This window comes from Mucilaginibacter sp. (assembly GCF_025359345.1).
GTDB lineage: Bacteria > Bacteroidota > Bacteroidia > Sphingobacteriales > Sphingobacteriaceae > Mucilaginibacter.
Map to the genome: position 1 here is coordinate 147075 of NZ_JANYGQ010000018.1, position 17427 is coordinate 164501.

General features: G+C 43.0%; 22 protein-coding genes. 13 read left to right on the forward strand and 9 right to left on the reverse strand.

Features of this window, described 5'->3' with window-relative positions; translation table 11 throughout:
* Positions 1–47: 47 nt before the first annotated feature.
* Together Q0R52_RS11145 and Q0R52_RS11150 are read left to right on the forward strand one after the other, a co-directional pair.
* The gene (locus Q0R52_RS11145; RefSeq protein WP_295794734.1) at positions 48–719 is read left to right on the forward strand and encodes a sensor histidine kinase; all 672 of its coding nucleotides are present in this window, start codon (positions 48–50) and stop codon (positions 717–719) included.
* Positions 720–759: 40 nt separating this feature from the next.
* The gene (locus Q0R52_RS11150) at positions 760–1413 is read left to right on the forward strand and encodes a response regulator transcription factor (protein ID WP_295794735.1); all 654 of its coding nucleotides are present in this window, start codon (positions 760–762) and stop codon (positions 1411–1413) included.
* A gap of 70 nt (positions 1414–1483) precedes the next feature.
* On the opposite strand, the gene Q0R52_RS11155 is transcribed toward Q0R52_RS11150, so the two are convergent.
* Positions 1484–3241 (reverse strand): ABC transporter ATP-binding protein, encoded by a 1758-nt coding sequence (locus tag Q0R52_RS11155; protein ID WP_295794736.1) that lies wholly within the window; start codon positions 3239–3241, stop codon positions 1484–1486.
* A gap of 40 nt (positions 3242–3281) precedes the next feature.
* Between Q0R52_RS11155 and Q0R52_RS11160 the strand changes: the two genes are divergently transcribed.
* The gene (locus tag Q0R52_RS11160) at positions 3282–3410 is read left to right on the forward strand and encodes a hypothetical protein (protein ID WP_295794737.1); all 129 of its coding nucleotides are present in this window, start codon (positions 3282–3284) and stop codon (positions 3408–3410) included.
* 41 nt (positions 3411–3451) lie between these two features.
* Here the strand turns inward: Q0R52_RS11160 and Q0R52_RS11165 are convergent, their stop codons facing one another.
* Positions 3452–4177, reverse strand: coding sequence for a hypothetical protein (locus Q0R52_RS11165; protein ID WP_295794738.1), 726 nt, complete (start codon positions 4175–4177; stop codon positions 3452–3454).
* 56 nt (positions 4178–4233) lie between these two features.
* On the reverse strand, positions 4234–4800 hold the full coding sequence (locus Q0R52_RS11170) for a GNAT family N-acetyltransferase (protein WP_295794739.1): 567 nt from the start codon (positions 4798–4800) through the stop codon (positions 4234–4236).
* A gap of 755 nt (positions 4801–5555) precedes the next feature.
* Between Q0R52_RS11170 and rplM the strand changes: the two genes are divergently transcribed.
* The 9 genes from rplM (at position 5556) to Q0R52_RS11215 (ending at position 12172) form a co-directional block, all read left to right on the forward strand.
* Entirely contained in the window at positions 5556–5993 is a 438-nt protein-coding gene (gene rplM, locus Q0R52_RS11175; protein ID WP_295794740.1) for a 50S ribosomal protein L13, read from the forward strand.
* Positions 5994–6018: 25 nt separating this feature from the next.
* Positions 6019–6408, forward strand: coding sequence for a 30S ribosomal protein S9 (rpsI, locus tag Q0R52_RS11180; RefSeq protein WP_252793730.1), 390 nt, complete (start codon positions 6019–6021; stop codon positions 6406–6408).
* 18 nt (positions 6409–6426) lie between these two features.
* The gene (gene rpsB, locus Q0R52_RS11185; protein WP_252793729.1) at positions 6427–7293 is read left to right on the forward strand and encodes a 30S ribosomal protein S2; all 867 of its coding nucleotides are present in this window, start codon (positions 6427–6429) and stop codon (positions 7291–7293) included.
* An 87-nt stretch (positions 7294–7380) separates the two neighbouring features.
* Positions 7381–8232 (forward strand): translation elongation factor Ts, encoded by an 852-nt coding sequence (gene tsf / locus Q0R52_RS11190; RefSeq protein ID WP_295794741.1) that lies wholly within the window; start codon positions 7381–7383, stop codon positions 8230–8232.
* 239 nt (positions 8233–8471) lie between these two features.
* Positions 8472–9587, forward strand: a complete 1116-nt coding sequence (gene nagA, locus Q0R52_RS11195) for an N-acetylglucosamine-6-phosphate deacetylase (RefSeq protein ID WP_295794742.1) — start codon at positions 8472–8474, stop codon at positions 9585–9587.
* Between the two features lie 349 nt (positions 9588–9936).
* On the forward strand, positions 9937–10641 hold the full coding sequence (gene pyrH / locus Q0R52_RS11200; protein ID WP_252793726.1) for a UMP kinase: 705 nt from the start codon (positions 9937–9939) through the stop codon (positions 10639–10641).
* A 371-nt stretch (positions 10642–11012) separates the two neighbouring features.
* Positions 11013–11525 carry a lipocalin family protein gene (locus Q0R52_RS11205; RefSeq protein ID WP_295794743.1) on the forward strand — a complete coding sequence of 171 codons (513 nt, stop codon included), beginning with the start codon at positions 11013–11015 and terminating at the stop codon, positions 11523–11525.
* 189 nt (positions 11526–11714) lie between these two features.
* The gene (locus Q0R52_RS11210) at positions 11715–11936 is read left to right on the forward strand and encodes a hypothetical protein (protein WP_252793724.1); all 222 of its coding nucleotides are present in this window, start codon (positions 11715–11717) and stop codon (positions 11934–11936) included.
* A complete protein-coding gene (locus tag Q0R52_RS11215; RefSeq protein ID WP_295794744.1) occupies positions 11936–12172 on the forward strand; it encodes a type II toxin-antitoxin system RelE/ParE family toxin in 237 nt (78 codons plus the stop codon). The genes Q0R52_RS11210 and Q0R52_RS11215 overlap by 1 nt, the downstream gene beginning before the upstream one ends.
* Positions 12173–12660: 488 nt before the next feature.
* Here the strand turns inward: Q0R52_RS11215 and Q0R52_RS11220 are convergent, their stop codons facing one another.
* The 3 genes from Q0R52_RS11220 to Q0R52_RS11230 all read right to left on the reverse strand — a co-directional run bounded on the left by Q0R52_RS11220 (position 12661) and on the right by Q0R52_RS11230 (position 13739).
* Positions 12661–12960 (reverse strand): type II toxin-antitoxin system RelE/ParE family toxin, encoded by a 300-nt coding sequence (locus tag Q0R52_RS11220; RefSeq protein ID WP_252793722.1) that lies wholly within the window; start codon positions 12958–12960, stop codon positions 12661–12663.
* Positions 12961–12962: 2 nt separating this feature from the next.
* Complete coding sequence (locus Q0R52_RS11225) at positions 12963–13172, reverse strand: addiction module protein (RefSeq protein WP_252793721.1); 210 nt, start codon at positions 13170–13172, stop codon at positions 12963–12965.
* Between the two features lie 324 nt (positions 13173–13496).
* On the reverse strand, positions 13497–13739 hold the full coding sequence (locus Q0R52_RS11230; RefSeq protein WP_252793720.1) for a hypothetical protein: 243 nt from the start codon (positions 13737–13739) through the stop codon (positions 13497–13499).
* A gap of 163 nt (positions 13740–13902) precedes the next feature.
* Between Q0R52_RS11230 and Q0R52_RS11235 the strand changes: the two genes are divergently transcribed.
* Positions 13903–15213: an MvaI/BcnI family restriction endonuclease gene (locus tag Q0R52_RS11235; RefSeq protein WP_295794745.1), complete on the forward strand. Its 1311-nt coding sequence runs from the start codon at positions 13903–13905 to the stop codon at positions 15211–15213.
* Here Q0R52_RS11235 and dcm read toward each other — a convergent pair.
* The 3 genes from dcm to vsr all read right to left on the reverse strand — a co-directional run bounded on the left by dcm (position 15210) and on the right by vsr (position 17142).
* Positions 15210–16427, reverse strand: coding sequence for a DNA (cytosine-5-)-methyltransferase (gene dcm, locus Q0R52_RS11240; RefSeq protein WP_295794746.1), 1218 nt, complete (start codon positions 16425–16427; stop codon positions 15210–15212). The genes Q0R52_RS11235 and dcm overlap by 4 nt on opposite strands.
* Positions 16427–16657 (reverse strand): helix-turn-helix transcriptional regulator, encoded by a 231-nt coding sequence (locus tag Q0R52_RS11245; protein WP_295794747.1) that lies wholly within the window; start codon positions 16655–16657, stop codon positions 16427–16429. The genes dcm and Q0R52_RS11245 overlap by 1 nt, the downstream gene beginning before the upstream one ends.
* Before the next feature lie 62 nt (positions 16658–16719).
* On the reverse strand, positions 16720–17142 hold the full coding sequence (gene vsr, locus Q0R52_RS11250; RefSeq protein WP_295794748.1) for a DNA mismatch endonuclease Vsr: 423 nt from the start codon (positions 17140–17142) through the stop codon (positions 16720–16722).
* Positions 17143–17427 lie beyond the last annotated feature (285 nt).

The window sequence follows — 17427 nt, forward strand, 5'->3', positions numbered from 1 at the left end:
TACTGCTTGTTTTTTTATTTTTTTTCGTAATCATATACCAGCGAAAAATGATAAAGAACCAGGTGGAGATGCGTAAACTGCACGACGAGCAGCAAACCGACCTGCTGAACGCCGTTTTTGAAACGCAGGAAAGTGAACGCAGGCGCCTTGCCGAGGATTTGCACGACAGCGTGGGCCAGGTACTTTCGGCCATAAAACTTAACCTGCACCGACTGGATAAAGCAGGTGTTGGTGAAACAAAAACGCCATTGCTCGCCGACACCCGCCAGCTTACAGATGAGTGCATACAGGAAATCCGCAACATCATACACAACGTGCTGCCCCCGGTTTTAACCGATTACGGCCTGAAAGAGGCACTGGAAGGCCTTTGTCTTAAAATGGAACAAACTACCAGTGTTAAGGTGCACTGTAAAAATAATTTAGACGAGGTAAGACTTCGCCCCGAAATTGAGCTTGCTTTTTACCGGATGGCGCAGGAATTATTTAGCAACGCTATAAAACATGCTGATGCAACCATCATCCACTTAAACCTCACAAAGGATAATGGGTGGCTGGTAATGGAATTTAAGGATAATGGCAAGGGCTTTAATTTAGATGAGGTAAAGCGTGGCTTTGGGCTTAAAAACCTGCAAAGCCGCGTCCAATTAATTAATGGTGAGGTAAATGTGTACACCAAACCAAAGAACGGGACCATCTCAATAATTAGAGTTGTGATATAATTGCCGCTTTTATCTATCTTTATTGACTTTTAAGCAAATCATGGGAAAAATCAAATTAGCTATTGCCGATGATCACAAAATTTTCAGAAACGGTTTAAAAGCTACACTTGAAGATTGTGCCGACTTTGACCTGGTAATTGAAGCATCAAACGGCAAGCAACTGCTGGGTATGCTAACCGATATTAAGCCGGATGTGATATTGATGGATATTAAAATGCCCGAAATGGACGGCATACAAACCACTACGGCCATCAAACAAAAATATAGAGATGTGAAGGTGCTGGCATTATCCATGTTTAACGAGGATAAATACATCGTTGATATGATGAAGGCCGGGGCATCGGGTTACCTGTTAAAGAATGCCGAACCCGAGGAGATTATCGAAGCCATATCCACCGTATTTTATAAGGACTATTATTTTAACGAGCACCTGTCTATCACGCTTATTAAACAGCTGGCAGGCAATAACAATAGCAACAACCCTTCGCAATCGCTGGCTGATTTTAACGAACGCGAAATTGAAGTTTTGCGCCTGGTTTGCCAGGAATGCTCGAACCAGGAAATTGCCGACAAAATATGCCTCAGCGTGCGCACCGTTGAAGGCTACCGCGCCCGCCTGTTCGAAAAAACCCGCTCGAAAAACCTGGTAGGGTTAGTTATTTTTGCTATTAAGACAGGGATTATTAACGTGTAGTCCAAAGTCTTGAGTCGAAAGTCTTAAGTCAAAAAACTCTTTCCCGACTCAAGACTTCAGACTATCGACTTCAGACTTCTTCCAAAGAAACCTTCTCGCCGATCTGCTGCCGCCACATGGCGTAGTACAGGCCTTTCTGGTTCAGCAAATCAAAGTGCCTGCCCGACTCGATGATGCGGCCTTTCTCGAGCACATAAATTTTATCGGCATGCATTATTGTTGATAGCCTGTGGGCAATCAGTATAGTAATGTGATTATCGAGCACCGATACATTGCGGATAGTTTCGGTAATTTCTTCTTCGGTGATTGAATCCAGGGATGAGGTAGCCTCGTCAAATACCAAAATATCCGGCCGGCGCAGTAGTGCGCGGGCTATTGACAGACGTTGTTTCTCGCCGCCTGAAACTTTTACGCCACCTTCGCCAATTACAGTACTCAGGCCTTTGTCGGCGCGGGCCATCAGCGTTTGGCATGCTGCACGCTGCAGCACATCCATGCATTCTTCGTCGGTTGCACCCGGGCGAACAAACTGCAAATTCTCGCGTATGGAGCCCGAAAACAGCTGGGTATCCTGTGTAACAAAACCAATTTTCTCGCGGAGCTGGTCGAGGTCGATTTCTTTGCTGAGGGTGTTGTTGTATAAAATATCACCCTCCAAAGGCTGGTAAAGGCCCACCAGCAATTTTACCAATGTTGTCTTGCCCGAACCCGACGGCCCCACAAAAGCGATGGTTTCGCCGGTGTTAGTTTCAAAGCTAATATGGTTTAACGCGTTGCGGTTAGCGGTTAGGTGCTTAAAGCTTACATTATCAAAAGTGAGGGTTTTAACCTTTTCAAGCAGTACTGGCTTTTCGGGTTTGGGGTCGATGGGGGTGCTTAAGATGCTGCTGAAGTTACCCAACGATACTTCAGCTTCGCGCCATGACTGTATTACATTTCCAAGTTCCTGCAATGGGTTGAAAAGGAAGAAAGAGTAAAACAAAAACATAAAATAACTTCCCGGCGATAAGCTGCCTTTAAAAATAAGCATTAACAGTATTACAACCATTATACTGCGCACCAGGTTTACCACGGTACCCTGCACAAAACTCATGCTGCGGACATATTTTACCTTCTTTAATTCAAGTTCAAGTATTTTATAGGTGGTATTGTTTAAACGTTCTATCTCTTGTTTTACCAGTCCTAAACTTTTAACAAGCTCAATATTACGCAACGATTCGGTAGTTGAACCGGCCAGTGCGGTGGTTTCAGATACTATTCGCTTTTGGATAGTTTTAATCCGTTTGCTTAAAGCCATGCTCACAAACATTATAACAGGTATTGCGCCAAAATAAACCAATGTAACCATGTAGTTCACTTTTAACGAGTACACAATTACAAATACCATCCCCACCAAGCTAACAAACAACACGCTTATAAACGAGGTGATAAACTTTTCGCAATCAAGCCTTACTTTTTGCAATATACCCAACGTCTCACCACTGCGCTGGTCTTCAAACACCTGGTAAGGCAGTTCGAGCGAGTGTCTTAACCCATCGGCATACATTTCTGCACCTACTTTTTGGGTAATGATATTAGTGAAATAATCCTGGAAGTTTTTTGCAATACGCGATACCATTGCCACGCCTATGGCCATGCTTACCAACACGATGATGTTGTGTACGTATTGCGAATAATCGAGTGAGGCTCGTTTTTCAATTACCTCATCAACAATGCGGCCGGTAATGTAGGGATCAAGCAGGGAGAAACCGATGTTAAGTGCCGCCATAAGCAGAGCCAGGGCAACCACCCAACGGTGTTTCGACAAATATGATAGTAGTACTTTCATTCGTTCGTAATAATTCTTGGAGCAAAAATAAAAAAAGCGAATGGGTAAGCACCTCATTAGCATTAATTTGACATTTGGCGTATTTAAGGTGATTATATGGGTGCGTCCGGGTGTAGTGCTTAATGAGTTTATGCTTATAGTTCATTACCAGGCAGCTGCGCACGGGTAACCCACTCTTTTGGCCACACTGATACCGTATTGGAAAGGCAGTTATTTGGAATAGAGTTTAAACAAGTTATCACCCTCCCCTGTTTGATACCACGAACCTCTTATATAATAGCAATAAGTATATTTATCTAATTTATCTAAAAAAATTACAGGTAATACTTCATTTACCGCCAGTTTTTCCGATGGTACTTTGGGGTCATCAATGATAAATGATTGTGCTACTTTTTTACGGGCGCTGTAGAAAATGTTTTGGTCCGGGTCAAAAGCTAAAATTATCTGCTTATTTTTAGTATAACTAGTTTTGGGATGCTCATATGATTTGTGCCGGTCGTAAATATGAGCGATAAGCTTAAAATTGCCAGTATCATTGCCGGTTACATTAAATTTTATCCTATAAAGGCTGCCGTCAATATCGCCTCCAAACGCCTTTCCAAAAGATTGCACGAGTATCGATGCATTGATCTTGTTTCTTTTAACAGATAAGATGATTGTACTCCGGAATATTGAATTTGAGCCACCCCTGGTATAGTAATCGATCTGTAAAAACTTACGTTTCAATACATGTATTTCTTTGGCATATCCATAATCGTCCAAAAACAAGGTGTCGGCCAAACAGGAAAAGGCTTCACCATACCATGAAGGGGTCTTGGTAAAGTGAATTTTTACTTTGGTACCTTCCAAAGATTCTATAGTATAGGACTGTGCTTTTGTACTGCTCCAGATAGCACAAACAGCAATCGAAAGCAGCAGCAGTTTTTGTTTTGGCACGGTTAATTTGTTAGTGATATTGTGTTGTTCTGTAAAATGTTGTTGTGTTGTTTGGTTTAAAAAAATACCTCACTGCTTTCAGCACCTCCCACAAACAAATACATCTGCACAACATCCACATAATCCCCATTTTTTTGTTTGACGGATTTAGCAAACCTTCCTTCTTCCTTAAAATCTAAGGAGTGATATAATTTAATTGCGTTGTAGTTTGTTGCAAAAACCTGGAGCACAATTTTTTCAATCGTTTTATGGTCGGCGGCCCATTTAATCAGAGCCCCCATCAGCGCACGGCCTATACCCATGGCCCGGTACCCGGGATGAACGTTAACACCCAATTCGCCGACGTGGGCAATCTTTGCTTTTTGCTGCCCGATAAAAAACAGGAAGCCAATAATCTCCTCATCCCGCACCGCAACAAGTAATTTCGACGTTGGGCTTTTGCTGATGTTGTTTATCCAAATCTGCTCGTCTGCTACGGAGATATTGTATTCTTCCGGCATGGTGAGTACCTGGTCGGTTGAGGCGAATACGGTTTTGGAATATTGAATGATGTTTTCCGCATCAATTTCATCTGCCTCCTTGATGATGTAGGGGATTTCGTTTTTGGTTGAATGTTGGGTCATGGTGTGAGGGTTAAAAATAGTGAAATCATTTGAACCGGGATTTTTCACGGTACAATTTGTTTTCAATCGGAGTTCAAGAAGGCTTCGCAGTTAAACAGATTAACGGATTTTTCAGATATTGAAGACATTACGAATTAACCTTCCTCGAGCTTATCAAGCCATAATCCAATAAATCCCAAAATCTGTTTAATCCCGGTTCAGACAATCTTGCGTTAGGGATTGCAGCGGATACCGGCCGGCGCCCAAGGCCTGTGCAGTATGAGCGGAAAGCCCGGCCCCGCTTCTATCAGCGGGGAAACGCCCAAATAATCAGTGTAAGCAGTTGTGAGTTGGCAGTTCGCTTCATCTCACCAAATCGTCATTGCGAGGAACGAAGCAACCTCTACGCGTGCTAATCAAGAAGCAAAAAGCTAGTGCTGACCTAACAGCCGCATGCAGGTTCGCACGAAATAAAGGTCCCTGATTGTCCTATGTAGAGGTTGCTTCGTTCCTCGCAATGACGCGCGCAGAGAAGTCCAAAACATTCATCACCAACCTCATCGCCCTTAAAAACCACCCAAATTCCCCAACAAAAAATCGGTGAAATCCTCTTCAAATCGGTGAAATTCCCAATAATGAAATCGGTGAAATTATTATTCCTAATCGGTGCAATCACAAATCATAAATTCCACTTGCAATTAAACTAAAAAGGCGTATCTTTGCAGTCCCGAAAATGCGGGGTATAATAAACGTTTAATAAATTTAATTTAAAGCAAGTGAATACGTTAAGTTACAAAACTGTCTCAGCCAACAAAAAAACCGTTAACAAACAATGGGTTGTTGTTGACGCACAAGGCGAGATTTTGGGGCGCTTGTCTACGAAGATTGCAATGATCATTCGTGGAAAAACCAAGCCTGATTTCACCCCGAACGTAGACTGCGGCGATAATGTCATAGTTATCAATGCAGACAAGGTAAAACTGACCGGAAACAAATTCAGCGACAAGCACTATGTTTCTTACACTGGTTACCCAGGTGGTCAGCGTTTCATTTCTCCTAAGGAGTTAATGGCAAAACATCCTACACGCGTAATTGAAAAAGCGGTGCGTGGTATGTTACCTAAAAATCGTTTGGGCAAAGCATTGTTTGGCAATTTGCATGTATATGCAGGTGCTGAGCATCCTCATGAAGCACAAAACCCAACAACCATTTAACTTTTAATTTAGGAGAAAAGAAAAAATGCCAACAACAACAAACACTTCGGGCAGAAGAAAAACAGCTGTTGCGCGCATCTACTTAACAGATGGTAGCGGCGCAATTATCGTAAACGGTAAAGATTACAAAGAATACTTCCCAACATTGCCATTGCAATACATCGTTACTCAGAGCACTGAGGTTTCGGGTTCAACCGGAAAATTTGATGTTAAGGTTAATGTTGCTGGTGGTGGTGTTAAAGGACAGGCTGAGGCCGTTCGTTTAGCTATTGCGAAAGCTATTGTTGAACTTGATCCTGAAAAGAAACCCGCACTGCGCGCTAAAGGTATAATGACACGTGATGACCGTATGGTTGAACGTAAAAAACCAGGACGCAAGAAAGCACGTAAGAGATTCCAATTCAGTAAACGCTAATCAAGAGGAGACAACAAAATGGCAAGAACAACATATCAGGACTTACTGGATGCAGGTGTACACTTTGGTCACCTTACCCGCAAATGGGACCCAAAAATGTCACAGTACATTTTTATGGAGCGCAACGGTATCCACATTATCGATTTAAATAAAACCTTAACCAAGGTTGAAGAAGCTGCTGCAGCTATAAAACAAATTGTAAAATCGGGCCGCAAGGTATTATTCGTAGCTACAAAGAAACAAGCGAAAGATATAGTAGCCGATTACGCAAAACAAGTAAACATGCCGTTCATTACCGAAAGGTGGTTAGGTGGTATGTTAACCAACTTTGCAACCGTACGCAAGTCGATCAAAAAGATGTCGAACATCGATAAATTGACTAAAGACGGTACTTACAGCAACCTTTCGAAAAAAGAGCGTCTGATGATTCAGCGTGAGCGTATTAAATTAGAAACACTGTTAGGTGGTATTGCGGACTTAAACCGTTTGCCTGCTGCATTGTTCCTGATTGACGTTAAGAAAGAGCACATCGCGGTTAGCGAGGCGTTAAAGTTGAACATACCAACCTTTGCAATGGTTGATACCAACTCTGACCCGTCGAACATCGATTTCCCAATCCCTGCAAATGACGACGCTACCAAATCAATTTCGTTGATTACCGGTATCATCATCCAGGCGATTGTTGAAGGTTTAGACGAGCGCAAACGCGAGAAAGAAGACGAAGCTGAAAAAGAAGCAGCAGTAGCGAAAGCTAAAGCTGATGCTCCTGAAGCTGTAGTTGACCGTGCCCCTGCTGCCGAAGGCAAAAGGACCCGCAAAGTAGCTGTTGAAGCTGATGCTGCCGTTGAGGATACTACCCCAACTGCTGAAGCAACAGAAGAATAATAAAATTTAGTCGTAAGTCTTAAGTCGAAAGTACTGAGTGACTTTGGACTTAGGGCTTACGATTTTTCACATATAAAAAACAAAGAAATGTCTACAGTAACTATATCTGCATCCGACGTAAACAAACTGCGCCAGCAAACTGGTGCCGGTATGATGGATTGCAAAAAAGCTTTAACTGAAACCAACGGCGATTTTGAAGCTGCTATTGATTTTTTAAGGAAAAAAGGTGCTAAAGTGGCTGCAAGCCGCCAGGACCGCGAAAGCAACGAAGGTGTGGTTATTGCACGTTCATCTGCCGATGGCAAATTCGGTGTGATCATCGAGTTGAACTGCGAAACTGATTTCGTGGCTAAGAATGCTGAATTTGTTGCCTTTGGTAATCAGATTGCAAACGCAGCCGTTGAAAGCAAACCAGCTTCAATTGAAGAACTTTATGACCTTACTGTTGATGTTGACAGCACCACTGCTAAAATTGGTGAATTGATCATCGACAAAACAGGTAAAATTGGCGAGAAGATCGGCGTATCTAAATATGCAGTTGTTGAAGGCGAAAAAGTTATTGCCTACATACACGGTAACTTCCGTTTAGGTGTATTGGTTGGTTTAAGTGCTAACGTTGCCGGTGCTGATGAAGCAGGTAAAGACGTTGCAATGCAAATTGCCGCTATGAACCCTGTTGCTATTGATAAAGATGGTGTTGATGCTACAACTATTGAGCGCGAGCTTGAAATTGCTAAGGATCAAATCCGCGCAGAAGGCAAACCTGAAGAAATGGTTGAAAAAATCAGCTTAGGCAAGCTTAACAAGTTTTATAAAGACAGCACCCTGTTAAACCAGGAGTTTGTTAAGGACCCTTCGAAAAACGTTGCCCAGTTTCTGGCCACCGTTGAAAAAGGCCTTACAGTTACCGCGTTTAAGCGGGTTGCTTTAGGAGCTTAAATATTTAATCCCCTTCGTGAAAACGAAGGGGATTTTTTTTGCAATAAAAAACACACGCACGTCATTGCGAGGAACGATCCGCCAATTGGCGGACTGCACTCGCTAATCAAGGAGCAATAAAATTGTGGGAAGTAATCGGCCGGCGGCTTTTCGGTTCCCATAACATCTCGGTTCGTTGACTGTCCTATGTAGAGATTGCTTCGTTCCTCGCAATGACGTGTTGGCTAAATACCACCACCATGATAACAGCCCTCCACAACCTACAGCTCATTACCGATGGCAACATCAGCCCCAACAAGGTAATTTTAATTACCGGCGGAAAAATCATTGCCATTACCGACGAAACTTCCATCCCGGATGGTGTTACCAAAGTTGATTTAAACGGCGCCCTTGTGGCCCCCGGGTTAATCGATTTGCAGATATACGGCAGCGGCGGCAAGCTGTTTGCAGGCACCCCGGTTGTGGAAGCGCTGGAACGTATGGAGAGCGACCTGCTTGCCCAGGGCACCACCGGCTTTTTTGCCACCATAGGCACCAATACACCCGCTATTTTTGAGCAGGGCATTGCCGCCGCCAAAGAATACAGGAAGCGCGCGAAAGGTAACTTTTTGGGTATGCACTTTGAAGGGCCTTACCTTAACCCTATAAAACGCGGCGCCCACCCGGCCAACCTGATAAAAAAGGGAACCCTGGCCGAAGTACAACGCTGGGTTGAAATGGCCGACGGCGAAATTAAAATGATGACCATAGCTCCCGAGCTACAGGACCAGGAAGTGATTGATTATTTGCACGATCATGGTATCATCCTGTCGAGCGGGCACAGCAATGCCACTTACAGCGAAGGGAAAGCATTTCTAAACAATCCTATCCCGGCAGTAACGCACCTGTTTAACGCCATGCCCCAAATGCACCACCGCGACCCGGGCTATATTCCCGCAATATTTGAGGAACGCCCTTATACCAGCGTTGTGGCCGATGGCATCCACGTTGATTTTGCCATGATACGCCTGGCCAAACGCGAGCTGGGCGACAAGCTATACCTGATTACCGATGCTGTTACCGCCGTTACCGAAGGCACCTATCAGCACCAGTTCACCGGCGACCGGTATGTAATGCCTGATGGCACCCTGTCAGGCTCGTGCCTTAGCATGCTGAAGGCCGTGCAGAACTGCATGGAACATGTTGGGATCGGCTTGGCCGAAGCCATCAACATGGCTTCGTTATATCCCGCGCAACTGGCATCATTACCTCATAAAGGCCGTGTTGCAGCAGGCTGCGATGCGGATTTGATTGTATTTAACGATGCATTTGAAGTGTTGGGGACGGTGTTTAAGGGGGAGTGGTTGAAGAAGTAGACTTAAAAAAATGAAGCTCACCCTCTTTCCGGCTTGCCGGAGAGAGGGTCGACCAGCGTAGCGAGGTCGGGGTGAGTCCTCTACGCCATGCGTTAACGTCGTGCATTGGCGCCAATGCATTACCGTGAACGCCGCGCACAGATTTTACTCACCCGCTCGACGCTTCGCTGGAGCTGCCCTCTCTTCCGTGAACGGTAAAGAGGGCTGAGAAAAAAATAAATAAAAAGGTTCGATGGATACCTATTGTGCTTCTGCAAAAAACCATAAAGTACTATTACTTAACAAAGTAGATATAAAATTTTAACACTGATTATATTTCCATATTTTTGACCGATTTAACCACCTCTGAATGGCATATAAAAGAATCCTACTAAAACTTAGCGGCGAGTCGCTGATGGGCGATAAATCTTACGGCATCGATAATAAACAAGTTTTACAATACGCCCAAGATATTAAGGCCGTTAAAGACAAAGGCATGGAGATTGCCGTTGTGGTTGGCGGCGGTAACATCTTCCGCGGCCTGAGTGCCGAAAAATCGGGTATGGACCGCGCCCAGGCCGACTACATGGGTATGCTGGCCACCGTTATCAACTGCATGGCCCTGCAAAACGCGCTGGAAACCATTGGCGTTGAAACCCGCCTGCAAAGCGCCATCAAGATGGAGCAGATCTGCGAGCCATATATCCGCCGTCGTGCTATGCACCACCTGGAAACCGGCCACATCGTAATATTCGGCGCCGGCACAGGTAACCCTTACTTTACCACTGATACAGCCGCATCATTGCGCGCTATCGAAATAAAAGCCGACGTAGTGCTTAAAGGTACCCGTGTTGACGGTATCTACACCGCCGATCCGGAGAAAGACCCTACAGCAACCCGCTACGACGAAATAACTTTCCAGGAAGTGTACGACAAAGGCCTTAACGTTATGGACATGACCGCCATCACCCTTTGCCAGGAAAACAACCTCCCCATCATCGTGTTCGACATGAACAAGCCCGGCAACTTTATGCGAATAGCCGATGGTGAGAAGATTGGGACGTTGGTGAAATAGTCGGGAAAGTCAGTAAAGTCGGGAAAGTCCGAAAGACTACGTTTTTTGTCCATAGACCATGGACGATAGACCATAGAGGAAGACAAAGCCCTTATAACGTCATTGCGAGGAACGATCCGCCAGCTGGCGGACTGCACATGCTAATCAAGGAGTAACAGCATATGGGAACCTATCAGCCGCTGATTGGTTCCCCCAGACATTAGGGTTCGTTGATTGTCCTAAGTAGATGTTGCTTTCCCGAAACAAGTTCGGGACAGGCTGTTCCTCGCAATGACGCGCGTAGAGATTGTTATTCTCAAAAGCTCTTTTCCTCCCTCCCAAAATCCCTCTCCTGTCGTTTCCCGTAAATAAGCTGTAACCAACAGCAATTTATGAAAACTATAGCCCTGTTATTCGTTAGCTTTTTAAGCCTTGTAACGGCTTTGCCCAATAAAACGGTAAGCTATGTGGACAGTAAGAAATTTGGCGGCACCTGGTATTCGTTATACTCTATACCCACGATGTTTGATAAGGGCAGTCGCCAAACCACTACCCATTACACCTTAAATAAAGACGGATACTACGATGTGGTAACCACCTGCATAAAAAACGAAAAGGGCGACCTGCACACCGTTAAATCAAAAATTTTCCGGGTTGACGGCGCCAGTGACGGCCAGATGAAGGCCCAGTTTTTATGGCCCTTTAAGGTCGACTATTGGGTGGTTGAACTTGCTCCCGATTACTCCTGGGCCGTAGTTGGCCATCCCGACCATAAATTCCTGTTTATAATGGCCCGCAAACCCGAAATGGATGCCAAACTGCACGAAGAAATTGTAGCCAAATGCAAGGCCATGGGCTACCCGGTGGAAACGCTGGTGTCGCAACAGTTTCCGGGGGCGCGGTGAGTCAGTTTTTTAGTCCATAGACCATGGACGATAGACCATAGCCGAATGCTATAATTTTTGTCATTGCGAGCGAGGAACGAGCGCGGCAACCGCGAACTTTAAAGAGCGGATTGCATAGTGCGCGATTACTTTCCCGGTTTCCGGTATTTTTAATTCGGAACAATATTTAAAATTCTCTAAATTTGTGATATGACTATCGTAGTTAATCCACATAACCCGCAGGAAGAACAGGCGTTATTAGCCTTTCTTGACAGCATGAAGTACGACTACGCCAGGGAGGATGAAACCGTCCTGTTATCTGACGCGCAACAACAGGAAATACTGGAACGCGACAGACAGTACGAAGCGGGTGAGGCCGAAAGCTATTCGTTAAACGAGATAATAGCTCATTTTAATATAAAAGAAAAATAATGTACGAATTGCTGATTCTTCGCAAAGCCAGGGAGGATATGCAGAAGTCGGCTGATTGGTATAACGAGCAGCAGGATGGAGTGGGCGAAAGATTTTTGCTTGAGGTAATTGGCACGTTGCGACGGATTGAAGCTAATCCTTTGCATTATGAAGCAAAATTCTCAAAAAACTTCAGATTCGCCGGGGTTAATTATTTTCCATATTTGGTTGTTTTCAAAATAAAAAACGAACTGTAATTGTTAATGCGGTATTTCATACCAGCCACAACCCTAAAAGTTTGTTTAGCCCACACCCTAATACATGTATGCAGTAGCTTGCATATTATAACAAAACAGACCCACGGCTTCAGCACCACTAAGCTCTTTATTATATTAATTTTGCCATTCCCACCCGTCTTTGCGAGGAACGATCCGCCAGCTGGCGGACTACGTAGGTAAATCAATGAAGCAAAGGCTTTGTGGTGACCTGTCAGCCGCATTTAGGTCTACACAATTATGTTGGTCTATGAATGTCCTTCGTAGAGATTGCTTCGTTCCTCGCAATGACGGAAGGGGCGGGTTTTTAAAACCCCGAATTCATATTAATAAACTCTGCCGAAAACTGGGCGATGTACTTGTCTACATTATTGCGGATCTCTTCCAGGTCGCGGCCTTCCAGCTTGGCGAGGATTTGCATCAGCAGCAGGTTATTTATTTTGTTGCAGGCATAAGTTGATGCGGCGCTGCTAGCGTTTCAGCCGCGCTGTCCAGTTTTGAGGATTTCTGCTGGTGTGAAAAACGCCAAATACTTTAACATTTTTTTCGTCGATCAAAAAATGAATGCCGTAAGGAAACCGGTCGATAAAGTGAATACGCAAATTTTTGTAGCGCTTTTGATATAATAAAGGATTACGCTGAATTTGATTAAATCCCGCCTCTAAGCACAATTCAAAATCTCTGCCGAGACCCTCGCGCCGACTTTCATACCACGAAAACGCGTCCAGAATGTCAAGACGCGATTCGTCTGATATTAACAAGTCGTACATTATTATTTAGAAGCGCTTAGTTCCTTTTTTATATCAGCCCAACTAAAAAAGGCGGTTTCTCCTCTTTCAAAGCGCGCTAAACGCTTGTCCAACTCCTGCTGATGGCTCGCAGGAGTTTCGATATTATCATGATCAATGCTATCCCAAATTTTTTCGATCATCAAAATTCGTTCCGCCACACTCATCTCCATTATTTCCTGCATTTGTACCATAGCAATCAAATATTTTTAAATAGCCGTTGATAACAAATTTACAAAATTCATTTCAGTATTAATAGTAAACAAGAAACGTAAGACTTTGAACCCTCCGAATTCAGAATAATAAGATCCACTATTCTCCATCCGTCTTTGCGAGGAACGAAGCAATCTCTACGCAGGACAATCACGAACCTTAATGTTTGCGGCGACCTAAATGCCGCTGATAGGTCACCATAGAGCTATTGTTCCATTGATTTGCACGTGCAGAGATTGCTTTCCCGAAACAAGTTCGGGACAGGCTGTTCCTCGCAATGACGTTATGAGGCGTGGTTTGGGTTCTTAAAACCCCGAATTCATATTAATAAACTCTGCCGAAAACTGGGCGATGTACTTGTCTACATTATTGCGGATCTCTTCCAGGTCGCGGCCTTCCAGCTTGGCGAGGATTTGCATCAGCAGCAGGTTGTTTATTTTGTTGTAGGCATAAGTTGATGCTGCGCTGCTCAGCAGGGTAGTGTCGAGGTCGACAGCGCGGCCGGCTAAGTCGGCTTTAATTTTGTCGTTTTGTGTTTGATCGTTCATGGGGTATTAAATTAATTTCAGATTTTTATTTGATGGGGGAAAGTTAGGGAAAAGGATTTAAATAACAGATTTGAAAAATAATTCTAATGTTTCTTCTTAAATAAAACTTTATAATTGAATGTGATGAATTATATTCTTAAGTTTATTAATTAGAAATAGCCTAATGACCTTAGAGAATTTAAAACGAGCGTTTATTGATCACGGATGCAATAAAATTTACATAAAAACATTATCTGCAAACGACAACTCAAAAAACCAGGTATATCTAAGTGGTAGTTATGAGATATTAAACATTTTCCCGATTTCAGAAGTAAAGGCGGACTCGTCAGGAGATTGGAAGAAAGAACGATTTAAAGCCAGTATTAATTTTTCTTGGATAACCGAGGATGGCAGAATTTCCAATGCGCCAAATTCTCAGTTCATACTATACCCTAAATATCCCGAAGTTCGTTTTTCCGGCTTCTTGAAAGGTAGTAAAGATGCACCATCCGATTTGATGACAAAACGCCTACCTGGAAGACTACTTTTATTGGCTGTTGCAAAAAATGGTCGTACCATTGGTTATGTATCATCTCCAGAATCAGAGGTAACGAAGGAAATTAATTCCTTAAATTTAAGTGTAGATGTAGGGGTATTTAAAATACTCGATCTAAAGCCTAAAGTAGACTATCGGGAAATACTATTAAATGAGTTATTAAGGATACATTCCCTTGGATGGATAGATTCTAAAAGGCTTCATAAAACAGGTGCTATTTTGCCTTGTGAATCGTCAAACTGCGGGGGTTATACGTTGGAAGCAGAATTAGGAATTTCCGCAAATGGATATTCTGAGCCAGATTATCTAGGGTATGAAATAAAGCAATTTAAGGCTGCAAACTTCGACAAAATTTCGAATGAAGTTATAACCTTAATGACCCCAGAGCCCAATGGCGGAATCTACGTCGATAAAGGTGTGGGAAACTTCATTAGGACCTACGGATATGAAGATAAAAGTGGAAAGGAGGACCGTTTGAATATAGGAGGCAAACATTTAATGGGCATTAAGCAACCACTTACAGGGCTAACCCTAGAACTCATTGGGTTTGATGTTGAGAACTCTAAGATCAGAAATGCAGGTGGATCGATTTCTTTAATAGATGAAAAAGGAAACGAGGCGTCAAGTTGGAGTTTTACGTCTTTAATCAAGCATTGGAATAGAAAACATAATCAAGCATGTTATGTTCCATCGAAATCGTTAAAGGAGCCCGACAGAAAATATTATTATGGCAACAATGTTCTCATTGGCAATGGAACCGATTTCCAATTGTTTTTGAAACAGATGGCCCTCGGTAACATTTATTACGATCCGGGGATCAAAATGGAACACGCTTCGAAGACGCCATTAATCAAACGGAGGAGCCAGTTCCGGATAAAGTCAGGTAATTTAAATTACCTATATCATAAATCCGAAACTGTTAATCTTTTAACCCTCTAATCTTTAAAAGACGTAATAACGTTAGTTATTTCTTTTCCGACTGCCTCAATTAGTGGTGTTACCACAGAATTGCCAAATTGCTTGTATGCTTGGTTATCCGAAACAGGTATTCTGAAACTCTTTTTGCCTTTATTTACCGGGTATCCTTGCAACGCGGCGCACTCATCTGGAGTTAACCTTCTTGGATTTAACCCATCTTGAGGTATCAATATTTCAGAGCCATCTTTATAGTATCTTGCACTTATTGTTCTAGTTATTCCATCCATGTTTACCAAACCAAAGCCAAAGCCATTTCCTTTAAGCTTATGTTTCTTAGAATATTCCTGGAGATAATTCCATAAGTTGTTGGTAAGTGTATATTTCGGGTCAACATCCTTTTTTAAAATGGTTTTTATCTTTTTGTCTGCATCCGGGAGTTTAACCAAATTAAAATCGAAAGAAATATCCTCACCAAAAACACTCTTATCGAAGCCTACCATAATTGTTCTGTCGCGGTGCTGTGGAACGAAATGCTTGCCATTTAAAACGCGATGATCAAATGAATATCCCAAATCCAGCAGTGTTTGCTTTATCACTTTAAATGTATTGCCCTTATCATGGGATACAAGGTTTTTTACATTTTCAAGAAAGAATGCTTTTGGTCGGTGCTTCTCAATGATTTCGGCGACATGGAAAAACAAATTCCCTTGTTTTTCGTCTTCAAAACCGTGCTTTCTACCAAGACTATTTTTCTTTGATACGCCCGCTATTGAAAATGGTTGACATGGAAAGCCTCCGCAAAGAATGTCAAAATCTTGCGGTATAAAAGATTTCGTTTCTTCTTTTGTTATATCGCCAAAGGGGGTTTCACCAAAATTTGCCAAGTATGTTTTTTGAGCGTATTTATCATATTCGGAGCTGTAAAGACATAATCCGCCTAAATTTTGCAACGCCAGCCTAAAGCCTCCAATACCGGCAAACAAATCTATAAATGTAAATTTTTCAGTACCCGGTTCTGGCCCTGGAAACGGAATATCAGTTACATTGAATAGATTTTTTTGAACGGCCTGATATAATACTTCGGGCTCACTAAAGTTGCCATAAGTGCTTTCGGTAATTTCGTACGCCCTTTCTTTGTAGACTGGATTTTGAGTAACTACATAATGCGTTAATACAGCTGTGTCGAGTTCATCTGTAATAATTGATGACTTAGCTTGTGAAGGTTTTACCGCCATTAGTTGGTTCCTCCATTAAAAACTTCACTGTTAAAGAAATCCTTAACAGTTGCATCAAGTGCACAGATTATTTTTTCAAGATTAATTACTGAAACATTTCTTTTTCCGTTTTCAACCTCGTTTACATAGGTCTTATCTATCTCTGCCTTAAAGGCTAGAGCTTCCTGGGTGAGCTTTAAATTTGTTCGGTATTCCTTTATGCGCAGGCCGATTTTCTTACGAATATCCATGCCTGCAAGCTATCGCGTATTCGACTATAAGTCAATCGGATATAAGTGAACTTTTGATATTGTTAGGAAATTTTATGGAGAGAATTTAACAGGTTTTTCAGCGTTTCTTCGAGCGAAGATTTCTTTAATTCGCACTCCCAAATTGTGATAATATTCCAACCCGCATCTTGTAAGACTGCTTTAGCCTTGTTGTCGTTTGCAATGTTGCCGCCAATTTTATTTAGCCACCATTCCGTCCTTGTTTTCGGCACAACATAATACCTGCACCCCTCATGCCCATGCCAAAAACACCCGTGTATAAATATTACCGTTTTGTATTTCGGCAGCACGATATCCGGTTTGCCGGGCAGCGTTTTTACATGCAGCCGGTAGCGGAAACCGTTTTTATGCAGAAACCGGCGCACCAGCATTTCGGGCTTGGTATCCTTACTACGTATGCGCGACATGTTGTAGCTCCGCGTTTCTTTGGAATGTACATCGGCCATTGTGTAAAAGTACTACAAACATTACTTTTAAATAGTTTGCAGTGGGCGGCCGGCGGCCGGCAAATACTTTCCTGTCCTAAAAATGCATAGTAATTTAAAATGAGAAAAGTGCTGACACCAATTTGTCAGTACTTTTCTCGTTTTTTGGCCTGGTAAATTATAAAAAACTGCGTTACTGATGCAGAAACCGCGCTTTTAGTGCTGCGGGATGACTTTGCGCTGTTCCACCCTGTTCCTTGTGTTTCACTGTGAACAGGAACGTTTATTACCTGCTGCGCTGTGCCC

What these genes read in the sequence shown, in the direction of transcription:
- Q0R52_RS11145 (WP_295794734.1), top strand. Translation starts at nt 48, where the DNA reads ATGATAAAGAACCAGGTGGAGATGCGTAAACTGCACGACGAGCAGCAA.
- Q0R52_RS11150 (WP_295794735.1), top strand. Translation starts at nt 760, where the DNA reads ATGGGAAAAATCAAATTAGCTATTGCCGATGATCACAAAATTTTCAGA.
- Q0R52_RS11155 (WP_295794736.1), bottom strand. Translation starts at nt 3,241, where the DNA reads ATGAAAGTACTACTATCATATTTGTCGAAACACCGTTGGGTGGTTGCC.
- Q0R52_RS11160 (WP_295794737.1), top strand. Translation starts at nt 3,282, where the DNA reads ATGGGTAAGCACCTCATTAGCATTAATTTGACATTTGGCGTATTTAAG.
- Q0R52_RS11170 (WP_295794739.1), bottom strand. Translation starts at nt 4,800, where the DNA reads ATGACCCAACATTCAACCAAAAACGAAATCCCCTACATCATCAAGGAG.
- rpsI (WP_252793730.1), top strand. Translation starts at nt 6,019, where the DNA reads ATGCCAACAACAACAAACACTTCGGGCAGAAGAAAAACAGCTGTTGCG.
- rpsB (WP_252793729.1), top strand. Translation starts at nt 6,427, where the DNA reads ATGGCAAGAACAACATATCAGGACTTACTGGATGCAGGTGTACACTTT.
- tsf (WP_295794741.1), top strand. Translation starts at nt 7,381, where the DNA reads ATGTCTACAGTAACTATATCTGCATCCGACGTAAACAAACTGCGCCAG.
- nagA (WP_295794742.1), top strand. Translation starts at nt 8,472, where the DNA reads ATGATAACAGCCCTCCACAACCTACAGCTCATTACCGATGGCAACATC.
- pyrH (WP_252793726.1), top strand. Translation starts at nt 9,937, where the DNA reads ATGGCATATAAAAGAATCCTACTAAAACTTAGCGGCGAGTCGCTGATG.
- Q0R52_RS11205 (WP_295794743.1), top strand. Translation starts at nt 11,013, where the DNA reads ATGAAAACTATAGCCCTGTTATTCGTTAGCTTTTTAAGCCTTGTAACG.
- Q0R52_RS11210 (WP_252793724.1), top strand. Translation starts at nt 11,715, where the DNA reads ATGACTATCGTAGTTAATCCACATAACCCGCAGGAAGAACAGGCGTTA.
- Q0R52_RS11215 (WP_295794744.1), top strand. Translation starts at nt 11,936, where the DNA reads ATGTACGAATTGCTGATTCTTCGCAAAGCCAGGGAGGATATGCAGAAG.
- Q0R52_RS11220 (WP_252793722.1), bottom strand. Translation starts at nt 12,960, where the DNA reads ATGTACGACTTGTTAATATCAGACGAATCGCGTCTTGACATTCTGGAC.
- Q0R52_RS11225 (WP_252793721.1), bottom strand. Translation starts at nt 13,172, where the DNA reads ATGGTACAAATGCAGGAAATAATGGAGATGAGTGTGGCGGAACGAATT.
- Q0R52_RS11230 (WP_252793720.1), bottom strand. Translation starts at nt 13,739, where the DNA reads ATGAACGATCAAACACAAAACGACAAAATTAAAGCCGACTTAGCCGGC.
- Q0R52_RS11235 (WP_295794745.1), top strand. Translation starts at nt 13,903, where the DNA reads ATGACCTTAGAGAATTTAAAACGAGCGTTTATTGATCACGGATGCAAT.
- dcm (WP_295794746.1), bottom strand. Translation starts at nt 16,427, where the DNA reads ATGGCGGTAAAACCTTCACAAGCTAAGTCATCAATTATTACAGATGAA.
- Q0R52_RS11245 (WP_295794747.1), bottom strand. Translation starts at nt 16,657, where the DNA reads ATGGATATTCGTAAGAAAATCGGCCTGCGCATAAAGGAATACCGAACA.
- vsr (WP_295794748.1), bottom strand. Translation starts at nt 17,142, where the DNA reads ATGGCCGATGTACATTCCAAAGAAACGCGGAGCTACAACATGTCGCGC.